The sequence below is a fragment of the Enterococcus sp. AZ067 genome (assembly GCF_051715005.1).
Classification (GTDB): domain Bacteria; phylum Bacillota; class Bacilli; order Lactobacillales; family Enterococcaceae; genus Enterococcus_D; species Enterococcus_D casseliflavus.
The window spans coordinates 2541125-2559720 of record NZ_JBIOSY010000001.1 but is presented as its reverse complement, the minus strand read 5'-3'; the positions used below and the strand labels follow the sequence as shown (position 1 = coordinate 2559720).

Annotated in this window: 16 protein-coding genes; 9 read left to right on the top strand and 7 right to left on the bottom strand. The window is 43.6% G+C overall.

Features of this window, described 5'->3' with window-relative positions; translation table 11 throughout:
* Positions 1–19: 19 nt before the first annotated feature.
* The 5 genes from IGI82_RS12055 (at position 20) to IGI82_RS12035 (ending at position 9288) form a co-directional block, all read left to right on the top strand.
* Positions 20–820: an isoprenyl transferase gene (locus IGI82_RS12055; protein ID WP_413146491.1), complete on the top strand. Its 801-nt coding sequence runs from the start codon at positions 20–22 to the stop codon at positions 818–820.
* Positions 817–1623: a phosphatidate cytidylyltransferase gene (locus IGI82_RS12050; RefSeq protein ID WP_010749318.1), complete on the top strand. Its 807-nt coding sequence runs from the start codon at positions 817–819 to the stop codon at positions 1621–1623. Before IGI82_RS12055 ends, IGI82_RS12050 begins: the two co-directional genes overlap by 4 nt.
* Before the next feature lie 149 nt (positions 1624–1772).
* On the top strand, positions 1773–3041 hold the full coding sequence (rseP, locus tag IGI82_RS12045; protein ID WP_438842277.1) for an RIP metalloprotease RseP: 1269 nt from the start codon (positions 1773–1775) through the stop codon (positions 3039–3041).
* 69 nt (positions 3042–3110) lie between these two features.
* Positions 3111–4820: a proline--tRNA ligase gene (locus tag IGI82_RS12040; protein ID WP_438842276.1), complete on the top strand. Its 1710-nt coding sequence runs from the start codon at positions 3111–3113 to the stop codon at positions 4818–4820.
* Between the two features lie 118 nt (positions 4821–4938).
* On the top strand, positions 4939–9288 hold the full coding sequence (locus IGI82_RS12035; protein ID WP_086295594.1) for a PolC-type DNA polymerase III: 4350 nt from the start codon (positions 4939–4941) through the stop codon (positions 9286–9288).
* A gap of 285 nt (positions 9289–9573) precedes the next feature.
* Here IGI82_RS12035 and IGI82_RS12030 read toward each other — a convergent pair whose 3' ends face one another.
* From IGI82_RS12030 to IGI82_RS12020, 3 genes are all read right to left on the bottom strand, one after another.
* Positions 9574–10515 carry an AEC family transporter gene (locus IGI82_RS12030; RefSeq protein WP_438842275.1) on the bottom strand — a complete coding sequence of 314 codons (942 nt, stop codon included), beginning with the start codon at positions 10513–10515 and terminating at the stop codon, positions 9574–9576.
* 106 nt (positions 10516–10621) lie between these two features.
* Entirely contained in the window at positions 10622–11551 is a 930-nt protein-coding gene (yidC, locus tag IGI82_RS12025) for a membrane protein insertase YidC (RefSeq protein ID WP_010749323.1), read from the bottom strand.
* A gap of 124 nt (positions 11552–11675) precedes the next feature.
* Positions 11676–11954, bottom strand: coding sequence for an acylphosphatase (locus IGI82_RS12020; protein WP_438842274.1), 279 nt, complete (start codon positions 11952–11954; stop codon positions 11676–11678).
* Positions 11955–12049: 95 nt separating this feature from the next.
* On the opposite strand from IGI82_RS12020, the gene IGI82_RS12015 reads away from it, so the two are divergent.
* A complete protein-coding gene (locus tag IGI82_RS12015; RefSeq protein ID WP_438842273.1) occupies positions 12050–12811 on the top strand; it encodes a TrmH family RNA methyltransferase in 762 nt (253 codons plus the stop codon).
* Positions 12812–12934: 123 nt separating this feature from the next.
* Entirely contained in the window at positions 12935–13444 is a 510-nt protein-coding gene (locus IGI82_RS12010) for an HD domain-containing protein (RefSeq protein ID WP_005229452.1), read from the top strand.
* Between the two features lie 48 nt (positions 13445–13492).
* On the opposite strand, the gene IGI82_RS12005 is transcribed toward IGI82_RS12010, so the two are convergent.
* A complete protein-coding gene (locus IGI82_RS12005; protein WP_016610745.1) occupies positions 13493–14692 on the bottom strand; it encodes a YdcF family protein in 1200 nt (399 codons plus the stop codon).
* A 124-nt stretch (positions 14693–14816) separates the two neighbouring features.
* On the opposite strand from IGI82_RS12005, the gene IGI82_RS12000 reads away from it, so the two are divergent.
* Positions 14817–15329, top strand: coding sequence for a GyrI-like domain-containing protein (locus IGI82_RS12000; RefSeq protein ID WP_438842272.1), 513 nt, complete (start codon positions 14817–14819; stop codon positions 15327–15329).
* Positions 15330–15382: 53 nt separating this feature from the next.
* Here the strand turns inward: IGI82_RS12000 and IGI82_RS11995 are convergent, their stop codons facing one another.
* The 3 genes from IGI82_RS11995 to IGI82_RS11985 form a co-directional block, all read right to left on the bottom strand.
* Positions 15383–16717, bottom strand: coding sequence for a serine hydrolase (locus IGI82_RS11995; RefSeq protein WP_087627745.1), 1335 nt, complete (start codon positions 16715–16717; stop codon positions 15383–15385).
* Positions 16718–16962: 245 nt separating this feature from the next.
* The gene (locus IGI82_RS11990) at positions 16963–17127 is read right to left on the bottom strand and encodes a hypothetical protein (protein ID WP_438842271.1); all 165 of its coding nucleotides are present in this window, start codon (positions 17125–17127) and stop codon (positions 16963–16965) included.
* A 214-nt stretch (positions 17128–17341) separates the two neighbouring features.
* Positions 17342–17686, bottom strand: a complete 345-nt coding sequence (locus tag IGI82_RS11985) for a DUF4828 domain-containing protein (RefSeq protein ID WP_016610747.1) — start codon at positions 17684–17686, stop codon at positions 17342–17344.
* A gap of 183 nt (positions 17687–17869) precedes the next feature.
* Here IGI82_RS11985 and sfsA point away from each other — a divergent pair, with 183 nt between their 5' ends.
* Complete coding sequence (sfsA, locus tag IGI82_RS11980; protein WP_060792906.1) at positions 17870–18595, top strand: DNA/RNA nuclease SfsA; 726 nt, start codon at positions 17870–17872, stop codon at positions 18593–18595.
* Position 18596: the final 1 nt, after the last annotated feature.

Below are 18596 nucleotides of genomic sequence, written 5' to 3'. Positions count from 1 at the left end.
TGGAAGAGGAGCGAATACGATGCTGCGTTTTTTTCCACAAAAAGACAAATATATCAAAGAAGCGGCTGAACATGAATTTGATCCATCACTGCCGATTCCCCAACACATCGCGATCATTATGGATGGCAATGGCAGATGGGCGCAAAACCGGCGCTTGCCAAGAGTAGCTGGTCACAAAGAAGGCATGGAGACGGTAAAAAAGATCACGAAACATGCTTCACACCTTGGTGTGAAAGTATTGACTCTTTATGCGTTTTCAACAGAGAATTGGAAACGGCCAAATGAAGAAGTGGACTTTTTGATGCAACTGCCCGTCGACTTTTTCGACACGTTTGTTCCTGAGCTGATCAAAGAAAATGTTCAAGTCAAAGTGATGGGGTTCACGGAATCTTTACCCGAACACACACAAGAAGCGGTCAAGCGAGCGATTGACCAAACCAAAGATAATACTGGGATGATCTTGAATTTTGCTTTAAATTACGGCAGCCGCGCAGAAATTTTGACTGCGGTCCAAGCCCTTTATGAAGAGCTTGCAGCTTCAGAGAAAGCCCTGCCCAAGCTCACGGAAGACATGCTGGCGACACATTTGATGACTGGTTTTTTGCCAAACGCGTTACGTGATCCTGAATTGGTGATTCGCACGAGTGGCGAAGAACGTATCAGCAACTTCTTGTTATGGCAGATTGCTTACAGCGAATTATTCTTTACGAAAGCGCTCTGGCCTGATTTCGATGCTGCTTTACTAGAAGATGCGATCGGGAGCTTTCAACAACGAAACCGGCGTTTTGGCGGTTTGAAAACGAAGGAGGAAGAAGAGTGAGACAACGTGTAATCACTGCGGTCGTCGCATTAGCCTTTTTCCTGCCAATTATTTACGTTGGCGGCATTGCCGTCGAATTGCTGGCAGCAGCGATGGCAGGGATTGGTGTTTATGAATTATTTCGGATGAAAGGACTAGCTGTTTTCAGTTTTGAAGGAATTCTTTCAATCATCGGTGCGGTGATTTTAGTTTTACCTCAAGAACGCTGGTTTTTCTTTTTGCCAGAGGGCACAGATAAAAGTGCCTTGTATTATGTAATCGTCCTTTTATTACTAGGGATCGCGGTTATTTCTAAAAATACGTATACTATCGATGAAGCTGGTTTTCCAGTGATCGTCAGCTTATATACGGGTGTCGGTTTTGAACGTTTCTTGACGGCACGTTCAGCAACAGATGGCTTAGTCGTTTTAGTTTTCGGTCTGTTTATCGTGTGGGCAACAGATATTGGGGCTTACATGGTGGGACGGCGTTACGGTCAACGAAAATTATGGCCAGAGATTTCCCCTAATAAAACGATCGAAGGGGCCCTAGGCGGGATTGCTGCTGCGGTGGTCGTAGCCGGTTTGTATCTGCTAGCATTTCCAGGGAAAGATTATTTTGGACATGGTAGTGCCATCATGATCTTATTGACGGTCCTCTTTTCGATCGCTGGTCAATTCGGGGATTTAGTGGAATCGGCAATCAAACGTCATTATGGCGTGAAGGATTCAGGCAATCTTTTGCCAGGACATGGCGGGATCTTGGATCGCTTCGATAGCATGCTGTTTGTGTTTCCAATCATGTATTTATTCGGTGTTTTTTAGAAATTATTTAGAAGTGCAGGCTTGGCTTGCGCTTCTTTTTTTAAATTCTTGTTACAACGGGAATGTGAGTTCCTCAACGGGAATCGGTGTGATAAAATAAGGAAAGGCTGCCCTGAATGAGAGGGATGCTGTGAAAGAGAGGAACGAGCATGAAAACGATACTTGTATTTATCATTATCTTTTCCGTAGTGGTAGTGATTCACGAGTTTGGACACTACTTCTTTGCAAAACGGGCAGGTATTTTAGTAAGAGAGTTTGCCATCGGTATGGGGCCTAAATTGTTCGCGCATCAAGCGAAAGATGGGACGACCTACACGATTCGGATGCTGCCATTAGGCGGGTATGTCCAAATGGCGGGCTGGGGTGAAGATGAAACAGAATTAACACCAGGTATGCCAGTCTCCTTGGTTCAAGATGCAACTGGCAAAGTTATCAAAATCAATACGAGCAAAAAGATCCAATTGCCGCAAGCGATCCCTATGGAAGTGACCGACTTTGACTTGGAGGAGAAGTTGACGATCACAGGGTTCATCAATGGCAATGAACAAGAAGCGATGACGTACGCTGTGGATCATGATGCAACGATCATCCATGAAGATGGCGTTGAAGTTCGGATCGCACCTAAAGACGTTCAATTCCAGTCCGCAAAGCTTTGGCAGCGAATGCTGACGAATTTTGCTGGACCGATGAACAACTTTATTTTATCCTTGGTCTTATTCACTGGGTTGGTGTTTGCACAAGGTGGTGTTGCGAATCAAGATGCAACCATCGTGACAGGAATCGAAGCAGGAACACCGGCAGCTGAAGCAGGGCTGCAAAATGGCGATGAAATCTTAGCTGTCGAAGGTGTCGATGTTTCTAACTGGTCAGAATTAACGACTGAGATCCAAAAGTACCCAGATACTCAGATTGCTCTAGCAGTCAAACGAGGATCAGAAACACTTGATTTGACGGCAACTCCTGCGAGTCAAGAATCAGGGGAGACCACGATTGGTTTCTTAGGGATCACCGCTTCCTTAAAAACTGGGATCGGAGATATCTTACTGGGCGGCTTGCAAACGACCATTGACAATTCACTGGTGATTTTTAGAGCAGTCGGCAACTTGATTGCCCAACCAGATATCAATAAATTGGGTGGACCGGTAGCGATTTTCCAACTGTCTTCTCAAGCTGCATCGCAAGGGGGAACAACGGTGATCGCGATGATGGCGATGATTTCTATCAACTTGGGGATCTTTAATTTATTACCGATTCCTGGATTGGATGGCGGTAAGCTGGTTTTAAATATTTTAGAAGGTTTGCGAGGCAAGCCAATCAGCCAAGAAAAAGAAGGCATCATTACTCTGATTGGGTTTGGGTTTTTGATGCTGCTGATGGTTCTCGTTACCTGGAATGATATCCAACGTTTCTTCTTTTAAAAATAAGACGCACAAGCAAATCAATTGTTGATCGGGTGAACATGATTTTTTGTAGCAAAGGAGAAAAAAATGAAACAGTCAAAATGTTTGATTCCGACATTGCGGGAAACCCCCAGCGATGCGGAGACGTTAAGTCATCAACTGTTAGTTAGGGCAGGGTATATTCGACAAGTGGCGGCAGGCATTTATGTTTACTTGCCGCTAGCACAAAGGGTGTTAGAAAAGATCAAGCGGGTCATCCGTGAAGAATTGGCACAAATCGATGCCGTAGAGATGGCGATGCCTTCTTTGCTTCCGTATGAGCCATGGAAGGAGTCAGGACGTGCCTCATTGTATGGTGAATCCTTGTATCGATTAACAGATCGAAATGAACGAGAGATCGTTTTAGGACCTACTCATGAAGAGCCGTTTACGACATTGATCAAAAACGAGATCACGTCTTATAAACGGCTGCCATTGAGCTTGTATCAGATCCAAACGAAATATCGGGACGAAAAGCGGCCGCGTTTTGGATTGATCCGCAGCCGTGAATTTATCATGCAAGATGGCTATTCCTTTCATGCCGATGAAGCCAGCTTAGATCAAACCTATAATCGTTACGAAATGGCTTATCATGCAATATTGAAACGCTGTGGGATCGAGTATCGGGCCGTGGTCGGGGACAATGGCTTGATGGGTGGCAGAGATTCGAAAGAATTTTTGGCATTGTCGGGGATCGGCGAAGAGCTGATCTGCTACTCGACCGAAAGCGATTATGTCGCCAATTGGAAATTAGCAACCAGTCAATACATCGCCAAAAAATCTCACGAGACCTATTTAGAATTACAAAAAGTCGTTCAGGATGAGCCTTTAACGTTAGAGGAGCTGGCGCAGGCATACGAAACAGACTTGCAAAAAATCGTTCAAGTATCTTTATTACTCGTTGACGAGCAAGTCATTATGGTGTTATTACGAGGCGATCACAGCCTCAATGAAACAAAGGTCAAGCATTACTTAGCCGCTGATCAAGTGAAGGTGCTGACTGTTGAGGAAGCGGAGTCTTATCTGACGAGTGAGACGCAGCTGCGCAGTCCCATTGCGCTTGCTGATTCGATCCAGTTGTACGCCGATCAGCATGTCCAAGATATGGCGAATCTGATCGTTCCAGCGGCAGAAAAACAAAGCTATTATCTCAATGCGAATGTGGGGCGTGATTTTCAACCATTAGCCTTTGCCGATTTTCGCTTGGTTCAAGAAGGTGATCCTTCCCCAGATGGAAAAGGAACCTTAACCTTTACGCGAGGAATCGAAGTTGGCCATATCTTCAAGTTAGGAACCAAGTACAGTGAGGCGCAAGAAGCGACGGTTGTCGATGAAAACGGCGATGAGCAACCAATCATCATGGGCTGTTATGGGCTGGGGATTTCTCGGCTGCTTTCAACGATCGTCGAACAATACGGCAATGAGTTTGGGATCGATTGGCCCCAAGAAATTGCCCCATTTGATGTGCATATCATTCAAACGTCGATTGAAGATAGCTATCAAAATGCCTTAAGTGAAGAGGTAGAAGAAATGATGAACCAAGTCGGCTATCAAGTGCTGGTAGATGACCGCAATGAACGTGCAGGGGTCAAATTTGCAGATGCCGATTTGATTGGCTGTCCGATTCGCTTGACTATCGGTAAAAAAGCCGTAGAAGGCATCGTGGAGATCAAAATCAAGCATACTGGTGCGACCGTTGAAGTGAGAAAAGAAGAAGTCGCTTCGACCCTGACGATTTTGTTAGCCAATCAGGAATAAACAGGAACGAACAAGAATGAATAGCAGATCGAGAGAGGAAATCCTTTCTCGATTTTTTAATGAAAATGAGGGCAAAAAGAGGTATACTAGTGAGTACTGAGAAAAGGAGGATCTTCAATTGTCAAAAGAAAGAGAGACCTTTGAGATATTATTAGACCAAATTGCAGCTGCCCCAAATCTTCGGCAGCATCCGTTGATGCAGACTGCCCAAATCAAACAAGTGACCGTGCATCGACAATCAAAAGCGTGGACGTTTTATTTCCAATTTGAACGTTTATTACCGGTGATGGTGTATCAGTCTTTTAAACAACATATTGAATTGGCGTTTAAAGAGATTGCGGAAGTTCGTATCATCATTGAAGCTCAAGATGGTTCCTTTGATGAGCAATTCATTCAAGAATATTGGCCATTAGCGTTAGCCAATCAAAATTGTGATCGACCACTGGTTCATCAAGTGATCAAAAACCAAATGCCTGTGCTGCAAGAGAACAAAGTGATTTTGCCAGTCAACAATGATGCGGTCATCACGATTTTGCAGCAGCAGTACTTGCCGATCATTGAGGAAAATTATAGTACCTTCGGCTTTCAAAAATTTCGGATCTTGCCGCAGCTAGACCAAGAGCAAGCGGAGGCGGCCTTAAAAGAACTTGAAGCACGCAAGGAAGAGCAAACAGCAGCGTTCCAACAACAAGCTGCTGAGAACTTGATGGCTCACGAGCAACGCAAAAAAGAAGTCAAAACAGTCGAATTTGACGGACCAATCGCTTTGGGACGTAATATTCCTGCCGATGAACCTGTGACACCGATGATCAATATCATTGAGGAAGAACGTCGGGTCACGATCCAAGGCTATGTCTTTGATAAAGAAGTCCGAGAACTGCGCTCAAAACGGAAGATTTTGATCTTAAAAATCACCGACTATACGTCATCGTTTAGTGTGAAAAAATTCTCCAACAATGAAAAAGATGAACAAGTCTTTGATGCCATCGCCAAAGGTAGTTGGGTCAAAGTACGCGGTAGCGTCCAAGAAGATACCTTCATGCGAGATCTTGTTATGAATGCGCAAGATTTGCTGGAAGTTAAACACGAAGCTCGCAAAGACTATGCACCTGAAGGCGAAAAACGGGTCGAACTCCACCTGCATTCCAATATGAGTACGATGGATGCCACCAACAACGTGGCGGATTTTGTCGCTCAAGCAGGCAAATGGGGCCATAAGGCGATTGCGATCACCGATCATGGTGGAGCGCAAGGGTTCCCTGATGCCCATCATGCAGGAGAAAAGGCTGGTGTTAAAATTCTTTACGGTGTGGAAGCCAATATCGTGGATGACGGCGTAGCGGTTGCCTACAATCCTCAGCCTGTTCCACTGACCGATGCTACTTATATCGTGTTTGACGTGGAGACCACTGGGTTGTCTGCAGTATACGACACCATCATTGAGTTGGCTGCTGTGCGGATGCATAAAGGCAACGTGGAGGCATCCTTTGATGAATTTATCGATCCAGGTCATCCGTTATCGCGAACGACCGTAGAACTGACGGGAATCACCGATGAAATGGTTCGCGGGTCAAAATCAGAAGAAGAAGTCTTACGTTTGTTTCGTGAGTTTTCTGAAGGAGCCATTTTAGTTGCCCACAATGCGTCATTTGATATGGGCTTCTTAAATACCAGTTATCGAAAATACGGTATTCCAGAAGCGGAAAATCCCGTCATTGATACATTGGAACTCGCTCGTTATTTGTATCCAGAGTTTAAGCGATTCGGTTTAGGTGTCCTTTCCAAAAAATTCGGTGTCAGCTTAGAACAACATCACCGAGCGATCTACGATGCGGAGGCAACCGGTCATTTAGCATGGATCTTTGTCAAAGAAGCAATGGAAAAACATGAGATGCTGCTGCACGAAGAGTTGAACCGACACGTGGGGGGCGAGAACTCCTACAAAGCAGCTCGACCTTTCCATGCCACGATCTTGGCTCGAACACAGGCAGGATTGAAGAATTTATTCAAGTTGATCTCGATGTCGAATGTGAAGTACTTCCATGATAAAGTCCCACGAATCCCACGTTCAGAATTGGTGAAATTGCGGGAAGGATTGTTAGTCGGAACCGCCTGTGATAAAGGAGAAGTCTTTGTCGCAATGATGCAAAAAGGGGTCGATGCAGCACGAGAACTTGCCAAGTTTTATGACTACATCGAAGTCATGCCCAAAGCAGTTTATGCCCATCTTTTGGAAACGGAACTCGTGAAAAGTGAAAAAGACCTAGAAGACATCATTCGGAATCTGGTAAAAATGGGGGAAGAGTTAGGGAAAATTGTTGTGGCTACTGGGAATGCCCATTACCTAAACGAAGAAGACGCCATTTATCGCAAGGTCTTGATCAATTCCATGGGAGGCGCCAATCCGTTGAATCGTCATAGCCTACCAGACGTGCACTTCCGTACTACGGATGAGATGCTGACCGCTTTTCAATTTTTAGGTCCGGAAGCGGCGAAAGAAATCGTGGTGACGAACCCGAATAAAATCGCCGATCTTTGTGAAAAAGTCATTCCGGTAAAAGATGATCTGTATACACCAAAGATTCCCGGATCAGAACAAGAGATCACCGACTTAAGTTACAACCGTGCCAAAGAGTTATACGGCGATCCATTACCAGAGATCGTGGAAAAACGTTTGAAAAAAGAGCTTGATTCGATCATTGGGAACGGCTTTTCCGTGATCTATTTGATCTCACAAAAACTCGTTCATAAAAGCAATGAAGACGGCTATCTAGTAGGGTCACGGGGATCAGTCGGTTCTAGTTTCGTGGCAACCATGACGGGGATCACTGAGGTCAATCCATTAGCTCCTCATTATTATTGTCCCGATTGCCAGTATTCGGAGTTTTACGAAGACGGTTCGTATGGTTCTGGTTATGATATGCCAGAGAAAAAATGTCCAAAATGCGGCACCCGTCTGAACAAAGATGGCCACGATATTCCCTTTGAAACGTTCCTTGGTTTCCACGGCGATAAAGTACCCGATATCGATTTGAACTTCTCAGGGGAATATCAGCCAGAAGCCCATAACTATACGAAAGTACTCTTCGGTGAAGAATACGTCTATCGTGCAGGAACGATCGGTACCGTAGCCGATAAAACAGCCTTTGGTTTCGTAAAAGGCTTTGAGCGCGATCATAATCTTCATTATCGAGCAGCCGAAGTCGATCGCCTGGCAAAAGGTGCCACAGGCGTCAAACGGACGACTGGTCAGCACCCGGGGGGGATCATCGTTATTCCCGACTATATGGATGTTTATGATTTCACCCCGATCCAATACCCAGCGGATGATCAAAATGCGGAGTGGAAAACGACCCACTTTGATTTCCATTCGATTCATGACAATATCTTGAAGCTGGATATCCTCGGACACGATGATCCGACAGTCATTCGGATGCTGCAGGATCTATCAGGCATCGATCCTAAAACGATCCCTACCGATGATCCAGAAGTGATGCGTATTTTTGGCGGCACGGATGTGTTAGGTGTGACCGAAGAGCAGATCTATTCGAAAACCGGCACATTAGGCATCCCAGAATTTGGTACCCGCTTTGTGCGGGGGATGCTGGATCAAACCCATCCATCAACCTTTGCTGAACTCCTGCAGATCTCTGGTCTTTCCCATGGTACCGATGTATGGTTGGGCAATGCCGAAGAACTGATTCGTCGCGGAGATGCCAGTCTAGCAGAAGTAATCGGCTGTCGGGATGATATCATGGTGTACTTGATCCATGCTGGCTTAGATGACGGGATGGCCTTTAAAATCATGGAGACGGTTCGTAAAGGGCAATGGAACAAGATCCCTGACGACTTGCGGGACACTTACTTGCAAGCGATGCGGGAGAACAATGTCCCTGAATGGTATATCGATTCTTGTTCGAAGATCAAGTACATGTTCCCGAAAGCCCATGCGGCGGCGTATGTTTTGATGGCGTTGCGGGTGGCTTACTTTAAAGTGTACTTCCCAATTCTCTATTACTGTGCTTATTTCTCTGTCCGAGCAGACGACTTTGATCTGATTGCCATGTCAAAAGGAAAAGATGCCGTAAAAGAACGGATGCAAGAAATCAATGACAAGGGAATGGATGCGTCAACGAAAGAAAAAAATCTGTTGACGGTTCTGGAATTAGCCAATGAAATGCTGGAGCGCGGCTATGAATTCGGGATGATCGATCTGTATAAATCCGATGCAGAAAATTTCGTGATCGATGGGAAAAAATTGATCGCACCGTTCCGAGCAGTACCGAGTTTAGGGCTGAACGTAGCGAAACAAATCGTGGAAGCACGAAAAGATGGTCCCTTCTTATCGAAAGAAGACCTCGCCAATCGCGGGAAAGTATCTAAGACGTTGATTGAATACATGACGGATAACGGTGTTCTAAAAGATCTACCAGATGAAAATCAGTTGTCGTTGTTCGATATGTTGTAAGCCAACGGCTGTCCACTTAAAAAATAAGCCCATCATTGCAGCATCTAGTATAGCTAGTTTCTGCATGATGGGCTTTTTTGTCTTGTTTGTTAAATCGACCTAAGCAGTCACAATCTGGCGAAAATCAGAAAAATCGTGATCTATAGTGACAAATCATAAGGGGAGTTGCCGTTCGGACAGCGAATCAATCGAACCTTTACCATACAAAGAGAAGAAAAATACTCGTTACCGAAAGAAGCGAATGCCTTTGGTAACGAGTATTTTTCGACAAAGTTCGTTAACTAGCTAAAAAAAGAAAAAAAGCAAAACAGGCAGATACACCATGTACAGTAATACGGAATAGCCTAGACATGAAGTTGCAAATTCTTCATCCCCTTGGTAGTTTCGTACAAGGATCGGGACAGAGTTTTGGACGGGCATAGAGGCTTGAATAATAAACACAGAAAGCATCAATTCAGGAACAGGGATGATTCTGCTTAATAGCCATACAACGAGAGGCGAAAGAATGAAGCGACCAAACAGGACACCAGCAATGTCTTTGGTCATTCGCAAGTTCTTGAGCCCGCCAAAGTACACGATGATCCCGATAATAAACATTGATAGAGGCGTCGTTAAATCTGCTAGGTAGCTTCCAAGCCCATCAACAAAGGAGGGCAGTGGTAATGTGAACAGCATCCAGATCAAGCCGATAATGAAACCAATCAAGGCTGGCGAAAAAATCTTTTTTAGCATGACCAATGGATGAAAGGAAATGCGGGCTTCGCCGAAATCGGGGTTATCTTTTGCTAACTCAAAAATACCGATGGTCCAAAATAATGTCGTATTTACGATGTAGTACAATAACACATAGGGAACGGCTTTTTCACCAAAAATGGCTAAATTGATCGGTAAGCCGATGAAGATCGTATTGGAAAAGGTAAACATGGCGGAAAATGCCCCATGGTGTTTGGTTTCAACTTGCGCGAAACGGCGCCATAAATAACCGGCGAAGTAAGTGATCATCATGGAAAGTAAAGGGATGATCATCCCGGAAACTAATGAGAGAAACTCGTCTTTCGTAAAGTTTTTAATGATCGTCAAAAACATATTGGCGGGTAATGAGACATTTAACACCAGTTTTGAAAACGTATCGGCGGTTCGATTAGAAAACCATTGTTTGTAAGACAACCAATAACCGATAAACATGAGACTGAAAATGACAAAAATATTGATATATGCTTGAAACATGCGCTCACCTCTCATTTACTATAGCGAAAGGCAATAGAAGAAGCAACTGATTCCCATTTGAAAACAACAAAAAACCAAACCGCCCAATGAGCGATTTGGTCAAGAATTACTTCCGTTGTTGCTTGCCAGCGTTACGACCTTTTCCGTTAGGCTTTGTCGTGTTCAACGCTTTTTTGACAGCTTCTGTTTTTTCAGGCGTTACGTCTTTACGAGGCGTAACTACCGTTTTAGGCGGATTTGCTTTCATTTCCGCTTCGACTTGGGCACGAATTTTTGGTTTCATGATGACATTCGTGATAAACGTTTGGATACAACTGAAGACCCCACCAACTACCCAGTAAAGTGTCACACCAGCTGGTGCACTCATGGACATGAAAACGATCATCAATGGAGAAACGATCAACATGGTTTTCATCGTTTTTTTCTGTTCTTCAGGAATCCCGATGGTTGAGATATATCCTTGTGCCAAGTAGGAAAGACCAGCAATCGCCACAAAGAGGATGCTTGGGTCGCCTAATGATACGCCAAAGAATTCAGAGTTTTGGATTCCTTGTGTGTAACGAGCGGTGAAATAAAGAGCAGAGAAGATCGGCATCTGAATCAGCAAAGGGAGACATCCGATACCGCCAAACATACTGACGTTGTTTTCAGAGTAAATTTTTTGCATCTCCGCTTGCGCTTGCATTTGTTCTTCCCGAGTGGTTGCTTTTTTCAAATTGGCTTGCGCAATATCCACTTGAGGTTTCAGAAACTGCATTTTTTCACTTTGAACCATCGTTTTTCGAGACTGATGGATCCCTAATGGTAAGATAATGACACGGACAACGATCGTTACGGCGATGATCGCCCAGCCGTAAGACCAGTTGAAGTTTTCAACGAGCATCGTGATCATATCCCCTAATGGTTTCACCAAAAAGCGATAAATCATTCCTGTTTCTTTCGGCGTACCATCAGCATTGGTACTGACACAGCCTGATAATGCTAATAACAGGCCAAATAATCCTGATGAAAGCAGCCATTTATTCATTTTAGACATTCTATTCTTCCTCTTCACAATAAATTTAGACAAAAATAACTATACTAAAAAAGACCGACTATTTCAATGTACAAAGAGAAATTCATTGAAAAATCAATCTTTCGACTTAGAAAACATTCAATTGTTAATAGTAAACTACTTCAAAACTCCTACGCTCTTTGATGTCATCGTCTGGTTGGATGTCGATCTGATTTACTTTCCCAGCGGGTGAAGGAGAATCCTTAACCCCAGCAACAAAGGCATCGATGGCTTTGTCATCGCCAATTGCTTCAATCGAAACAGAACCATCCGCTTCGTTTTTTACAGATCCGGTGACGCCCAACTGATCGGCAAGCATTTTTGTGGTATAACGAAAGCCGACGCCTTGGACACGTCCTTGCACATGGATTCGTAGTTTCTTCATGGACAATCCCTCCTCTGCTTTATATGATAGCGTTTTTTCAGTAAAAGAACAAGTTAGATCGATTGACTCATGCTATAATGAATCGAGGTGACAAGATGAAAGAAATTCAATCGAAAAAAAATACCTTTATCAAGGAAATCAAAAAACTAACACAAAAAAAACATCGGACACAAACCAATAGCTATTTGATCGATGGCTGGCATTTGGTGCAAGAAGCATTGCATGCACAAGTACCCATCAAAGCATTGTTGGTGACCCCGCGAGGGTTAAGTGAAGCCAATGGGCAACTCGATTATTATCAGGAAGAAAGCTATTTGATCACAGAGGAGATCGCAGCGATGCTTTCTGATTTGCCAACACCACAAGGGATTTTTGCCGTGGTGGAAAAGCAAGAACAAGACTTACAGACACTGACGGGCAATTGGCTGATTTTAGATAATGTGCAAGATCCTGGAAACGTTGGCACCATGATTCGAACAGCGGATGCCGCTGGATTCAGCGGGGTTTTTCTCGGCGAAGGAACAGCCGATCTCTACAGCACCAAAGTCTTGCGCAGCATGCAAGGTAGCAACTATCATCTGCCGATCGTAGAAGGAGCGATCCCGCCATTTTTAAAGCAGCTGCAGGCAGCTGGTGTGGCGATTTATGGTACCGAGTTAAACAAAGAAGCAGTCCCTTATACCGAGCTTCCTAAAGAACAAGCGGCTGCCTTCATTTTAGGCAACGAGGGGCAAGGGGTCAATCAGGAACTGTTGGCATTGACCGATAAAAATCTATATATTCCTATCTATGGTCAGGCGGAATCATTGAACGTCGCCATTGCGGCAGGTATTTTGATGTATTTTGCTGTCAGCTAGATTTTTAAGGAACTGTTAAACTATTTGAATCTATTGCACCTCACCTAGAAACTTGCAGGAATAGGTGCTATACTTTGTCTTGTAACAATCAAGCAGATCAAAAAAGGTGGCAGACAAAAATTTATGACAGAAAAATGGCAAGAAGATAGCGAATATATGTCTTACGTGGCTGACCTGTTAGAAACAGAAGCTGTAAAAAAATTAGCCAATTTTGTGCAGCATATGAACTCCACACGTTTGGAACATTCGATCAGCGTCTCTTATTATAGTTACAAATTGGCCAAGAAATGGGGCGGCGATGCTCGTGCAACAGCTCGTGCAGGACTCCTTCATGATTTATTTTATTACGATTGGCGTACTACAAAGTTTGACGAAGGTACCCATGCGTACATGCATCCACGAATCGCAGTAAAAAATGCCGAAAAAATCACTGAACTTAGTGATCTTGAAAAAGATATCATCTTGAAACATATGTGGGGAGCAACGATTGCACCACCACGCTATAAAGAAAGTTATATCGTCACGATGGTGGACAAATATTGTGCGATCAAAGAAGCATCAGAACCCCTTACAGACAGCATGAAAGAAAAATGGCAACAACGCTTCTGGAAGAAACATCGCACGATTCAATAAGAAAAAAGTTCTTCGAACCAACTGGTTCAAAGAACTTTTTTTGTTTGTTTAGCCAAAAATAAGTTGGAGGATCGCTGCTCCTGCATAGAGAATCAGTAAGGTGATCAATACCGTTAAATGTCGTCTTTTGTGCATAAAAAGGATTGCCACAAATTCTCTTAAAAAGGCATTCGGTAAATAGTAAAAGGCAGTAGGTGCTCCGATACCATCCGCTTTAAGTTGGGCTTGATCTGCATAGAGACCAGCACGAAAAATATGGTAATTGTTTGAGGCAAAGATTGCTTTGTAGCCGTTTGGCTTAAGCGAATCCATGATTTCTTTCGAAAATTTCATGTTTTCATAAGTAGTCGTGGAATTTGTTTCCACTAAAATCTCACCTTCTGGTACGCCTTGGGCAATCGCATATTCTTTCATAGCAACAGCTTCCGGCAGCTGCTCATCGCTTCCTTGTCCGCCTGACATCAGTAATCGAGGCGCGGTTTTTTTCGCTTTAAATTGCGATTCGTAGAACGAGATCGCTGTATTGATGCGTTTTGCCAATAAAGGGGAGACCGTGGTGCCATTCAAAAGGCCTGCACCTAAGACGATGATAAAATCCTGATTATAGCGAGGATGGTTGAACTGATAAATGACTGAAATGGATAAAAAGTTCAAAAAGACTACAAACAGATACAAAAGACTTAGGGGAACAATGCCGAATAAGGTTCGGATCCAATCTGGGAAAAAGTGCAAAAGGGTATCTGAAAATAGTAAAACGGTCAAAACCACCGCTAAGATCAGGGTTAACAAATTGGCGATCGATCGCGATTCTCTTCGTAGTACGATAATGGAATTCCAGTAAAGAAAGACCACGAGTGTTGCCAAACCGAATAATAGTACAGCAACGAAGATTGCCAGTAAAACAGCGAGTAGACCACCTACGAGTATGTCTTGGGTTCGGTATAAATTAATGACTAAGTAGCCGCCAAAAGCCAGCACGAACAAATTAAAAAGCAAGCCATTTACAAGTTGGTGCTTGTTGCGCCGATAAGAAAATAAAAAAAGGCCGGCGAAGGCGACGGGTATCAGAATAAAGAAACTACCTGTCCGTAATTCTGAGACAGCTAAATAAATTAGCAGGGCTAGAATCGTCCAACAACATTCAAAAAAGAAAATATCCGGATCATCTTTTTTCTTGCGCCATTTCTGAACGACGATCACGCCCGACACATAGCTGATGGCAAAAATCAGCAATTGCGTAAAATCCATGTTTTTCACTCCTTTAACGATACACTTAGTATACCGAAAAATGGCAGAAATTGCTTGTTGCTAAGGTCAAAGTTGCTGAATTTCTTGCAATTCGCTAAAATGAAGGAAAGAAGGAGGAAGGAACATGCAATTAGGTGAAGTGATTCGCGTCGAACGACCCGCTTTTTATGTGATTGGAAAAGAGGGCAAGGGGTTAGCAGAAGAAGGTGCTTCTTGGGTACCAGCGCTCTGGGAACTTGCAACAAAGGATTTTGAAGAGATCGAATTTCTCGTAAGTGATCAAAAGGCAGAAGAACTGGAATTTTGGGGCTTGATGAGTGATGGCACCAATTGGTTAGAGCCTTGGCAAGAAACCGGTCGCTACTTGGCAGGCGTTCAAGTCCAGACAGAAAATTTTCCTCCTGTCGGTTGGGTCCGTTGGGAAATGCCCGCAATGACCTATCTCGTTGTAAAAACAGATGAAAAAAACTTAACGATGATGACTGAAAAAATGCTGATGGAAATTTTACCAGAAAACAACGTCCAGTTGTCAGCAGCCATCCAAGAAAGGTATCTTCCTCATTTTAAGGAAGGGGAAGTTGAATTGTTTTTCCCTGTAGAACCATTGGCAACAGCAACGGTGGAAACAGTAGAATAAAAAAAATCTGTCCGAGAAGCAGTCTTTGCTTCGGACAGATTTTTTCGTTTAGGTTAAAAAAGATTACTGAAAAAGTTGGACACGCCGCGCCAAGCACGAACAAAGATGTTGGCTTTTTCCACTGTTTGTGTTGTGATCAATCCTGCAGTCTCGTCATGATCGGAATCATCAATATAACCAAGCGTATCAGCTGGAATCGAAGCACTTACGGTACCAACTTCTGTGCCCTCAGTCAATGGCGCTTGCAGGGCAGAATCACGATAATGCTCATTAAAGTCAATGGTTGTTTCAAAGGCGGTGGCATCCATATCTCCACGTACCCATAAGGTCAAACCTTGATTTAAGGCAACGGGCACACTCAATTCTTTCCCATCTTTGACTGCAACCGTCTGGGTATCTTCTAGTTGCGCATTTTCTGGTAAAATCTCTACTTGTTCCCAAGCGTCAAACGAGTAATCCATCAAACGGCCTGTTTCAATAAAACGAACACTAGGATTTTCTGCATGACCATTGACGTTTAGCACCACGGTGATGATTCGTTGGCCATCTTTAACGGCGGTTCCGACAAAGCAGGCGCCTGCCATATCTGTCGTACCAGTCTTCAGACCGTCGACACCATCTTTCGTATTCGTAAAACCTGGAAGCATCCAGTTCCAATTGACCATCTCGACAGGCGAGTAGGAACCTTCACCAAATTGTTTCGTTGAAAGGCTGGTTACTTCCAAAACATCTGGAAAGTCTTCTAACAAATGACGGGCAATCAATGCCACATCTTTTGCGGATAGTTCGTTTTCATCAGTTGAAGTTGATCCTGGGTAAATATTTTCCCCAAGATAAGCATTGTTCAAGCCAGAAGCATTGACGATTTTTGCATCGGTGATGCCCCATGATTGCACTTTTTCTTGCATTAAATCCACAAAGGCACTTTCAGACCCAGCAATCAGCTCCGCGAGCGCGACGATTGCAGCATTTGCAGATTGGATATAACTGGCATCATACAAATCTTTTACTGTATAGGTAACGTCTTGATGCAAAGGGACATTTGATAAGTTAGGGGACACGCTGAGATTAGCGGCATAATCGGAAATCGGCACAGGATCATCCCAAGCGATCGTTCCTTGTTCTACTTGCTCAGCGACAAGGTAGAGGCTGATGATCTTGGTGATGGAGGCAATACCCATGGCTGTCTCGCCATCTTGATCATACAACACTTTCCCTGTGTCAAAATCAATGGAGTAGGCGGCTTTGGCGTCAATCGAAAAATCTTGGATCTCTTCGATGCTCATTGCTGTATCATCAGCATATGAAACGAGGGGGATGCCGACAGCAGCAAAGAGGATTGCCAAAGCAGCAACGAAGGAATACCCGAACTTGGTTATTTTCTGCATATATGTAGTAGCTCCTTTTAAGTTGTATCTAAGCAAAAATTTTAACAAAGAGTATCCGCTGTTGCAATACTCTAAGAGAAAACTTAGCATTTAATTGCGAGAAGACCGCTCAAAGGGGGAATGGGCGTTGGTAAACCATTTCAACCTAGAAGACCTAAGGGCAAAAGACAGCAAAAAAAACTTGCCTTCCTATTTAATAAAGAAGACAAGTTTTTCTGAATTGACATCGGGTCAAACGATTTCACTTAGCGACGATTGGAATGGATTCTCGGGTTTTGGTTTTGGGCTCTGACGGGAACTTTCACTGCTCTCGTTTCTTGTTGCATGGCCAATTTTGCTAAAATGAATGTCCCAGCTAGTAACGCAGCTAAAGCAAAGATGGAAAAGAGTGAAATAAAGGTCGTTAACATAAAAATCCCTTCTTTCTGTTTAAAATAAATGTGGAAGGTAGGAATCGAACCTACACCTTAATCTATGAACGATCAAACATCACTCAACGGAACACCTTGTTCAACCACTTGTTAAGTTAATGATAGCATGGATTGCCAGGAAATGCTGATAAAAAGTCTGAGAATTGACCGAAGAAAATGTGAAGAAAACATGAACTCGATCTTCTCATGTCCCTTAGGCGATTTTTGTCAAAGAATAGTGGCAATCTTCTGCTTCATCATATAAAGTAATAACGGAGCCTTTTTGTTCCAGAACTAAATGATAGCCAAATGTGTCCAGTAACACTAATCGCATCGGAGTCAGTTCAACAATGGAAACAGGCAACGGTTTGCCTTCGATGGTCAATGAATAATCATTGGCAATTTCTAAAATGACATCTTCTTTTGTCTTTGAAGTAAAACGCCAATTTCCAATGAAATTTTGGCGGTTTTCATTTTTTTGTTTTTCCTTTCGCAACAGCAAGGAGCTGACCACGCCCGTTGCTAGAGATAAACCAATCAATAGAGACCTTTTCTTCATTTATACACGTCCTATCACTTACGATTCATCTAGTTGCACCTTGTGAACAAGATGCCCGCTTCTGCACACTAGAAAATAATTGCCATAAGTATACCATGAGAAGGTAAAAAAGCATGGTACTTTAGTTTGAAGTTTAGAAGTTTTTATCAAAATATGCTATGATTCAAAAGAGCAGGTGAGAAAATGAATTATCCGAATACCCTCTTAGCCACGTTTCTCGTTCGCGACAACCGATTCATTGCCCGATGTCTAGTCGATGGGCAAGAAGTGATCGTCCATGTGAAAAATACGGGACGAGGAAAAGAACTATTGCACAAAGGGGCACTCGTGACCCTCCAATATTGGGACAATCCGAAACGTAAAACCAATTACGATTTGATCTCAGTCAAGAAAGAAGACCAATGGATCAATATTGATAGTCAAGTACCCAATCGGTTAGGCTATGAAGGCCTTTTGGATGGCACGATCCAGTTGCCAAATATCAAAGGGAAAATTGCCCTCTTGCGGCGTGAAGTCGTCTATGGGATGTCTAAGTTTGATCTTTATTTTGAAACAGACGAACAAGAAAAAGGGTTTATAGAAATTAAAGGGATGACACTTGAAAACAAGCAAATCGGCGCTTTCCCAGATGCGCCAACGATTCGCGGCTTGAAACACGTCAATGAATTGATCCATGCCAAAGAAGCAGGCTATTATGCGGCGGTTTTGTTCATGATCCAATTTGAAGTGGTGCAAAGCGCCACGATCCATCGACAGATGCAGCCGGATCTGGCCGATAAGATCGCTGAAGCGCAAAGCAAAGGTGTCGAAGTGTTTGCTTATAATTGCCAGGTAAACCAAGGGATGATCGCGGTCAAAGAACCGATCCCTTTTGATTTGAACGTCGAATTTGACGACCCCAATCTATAGA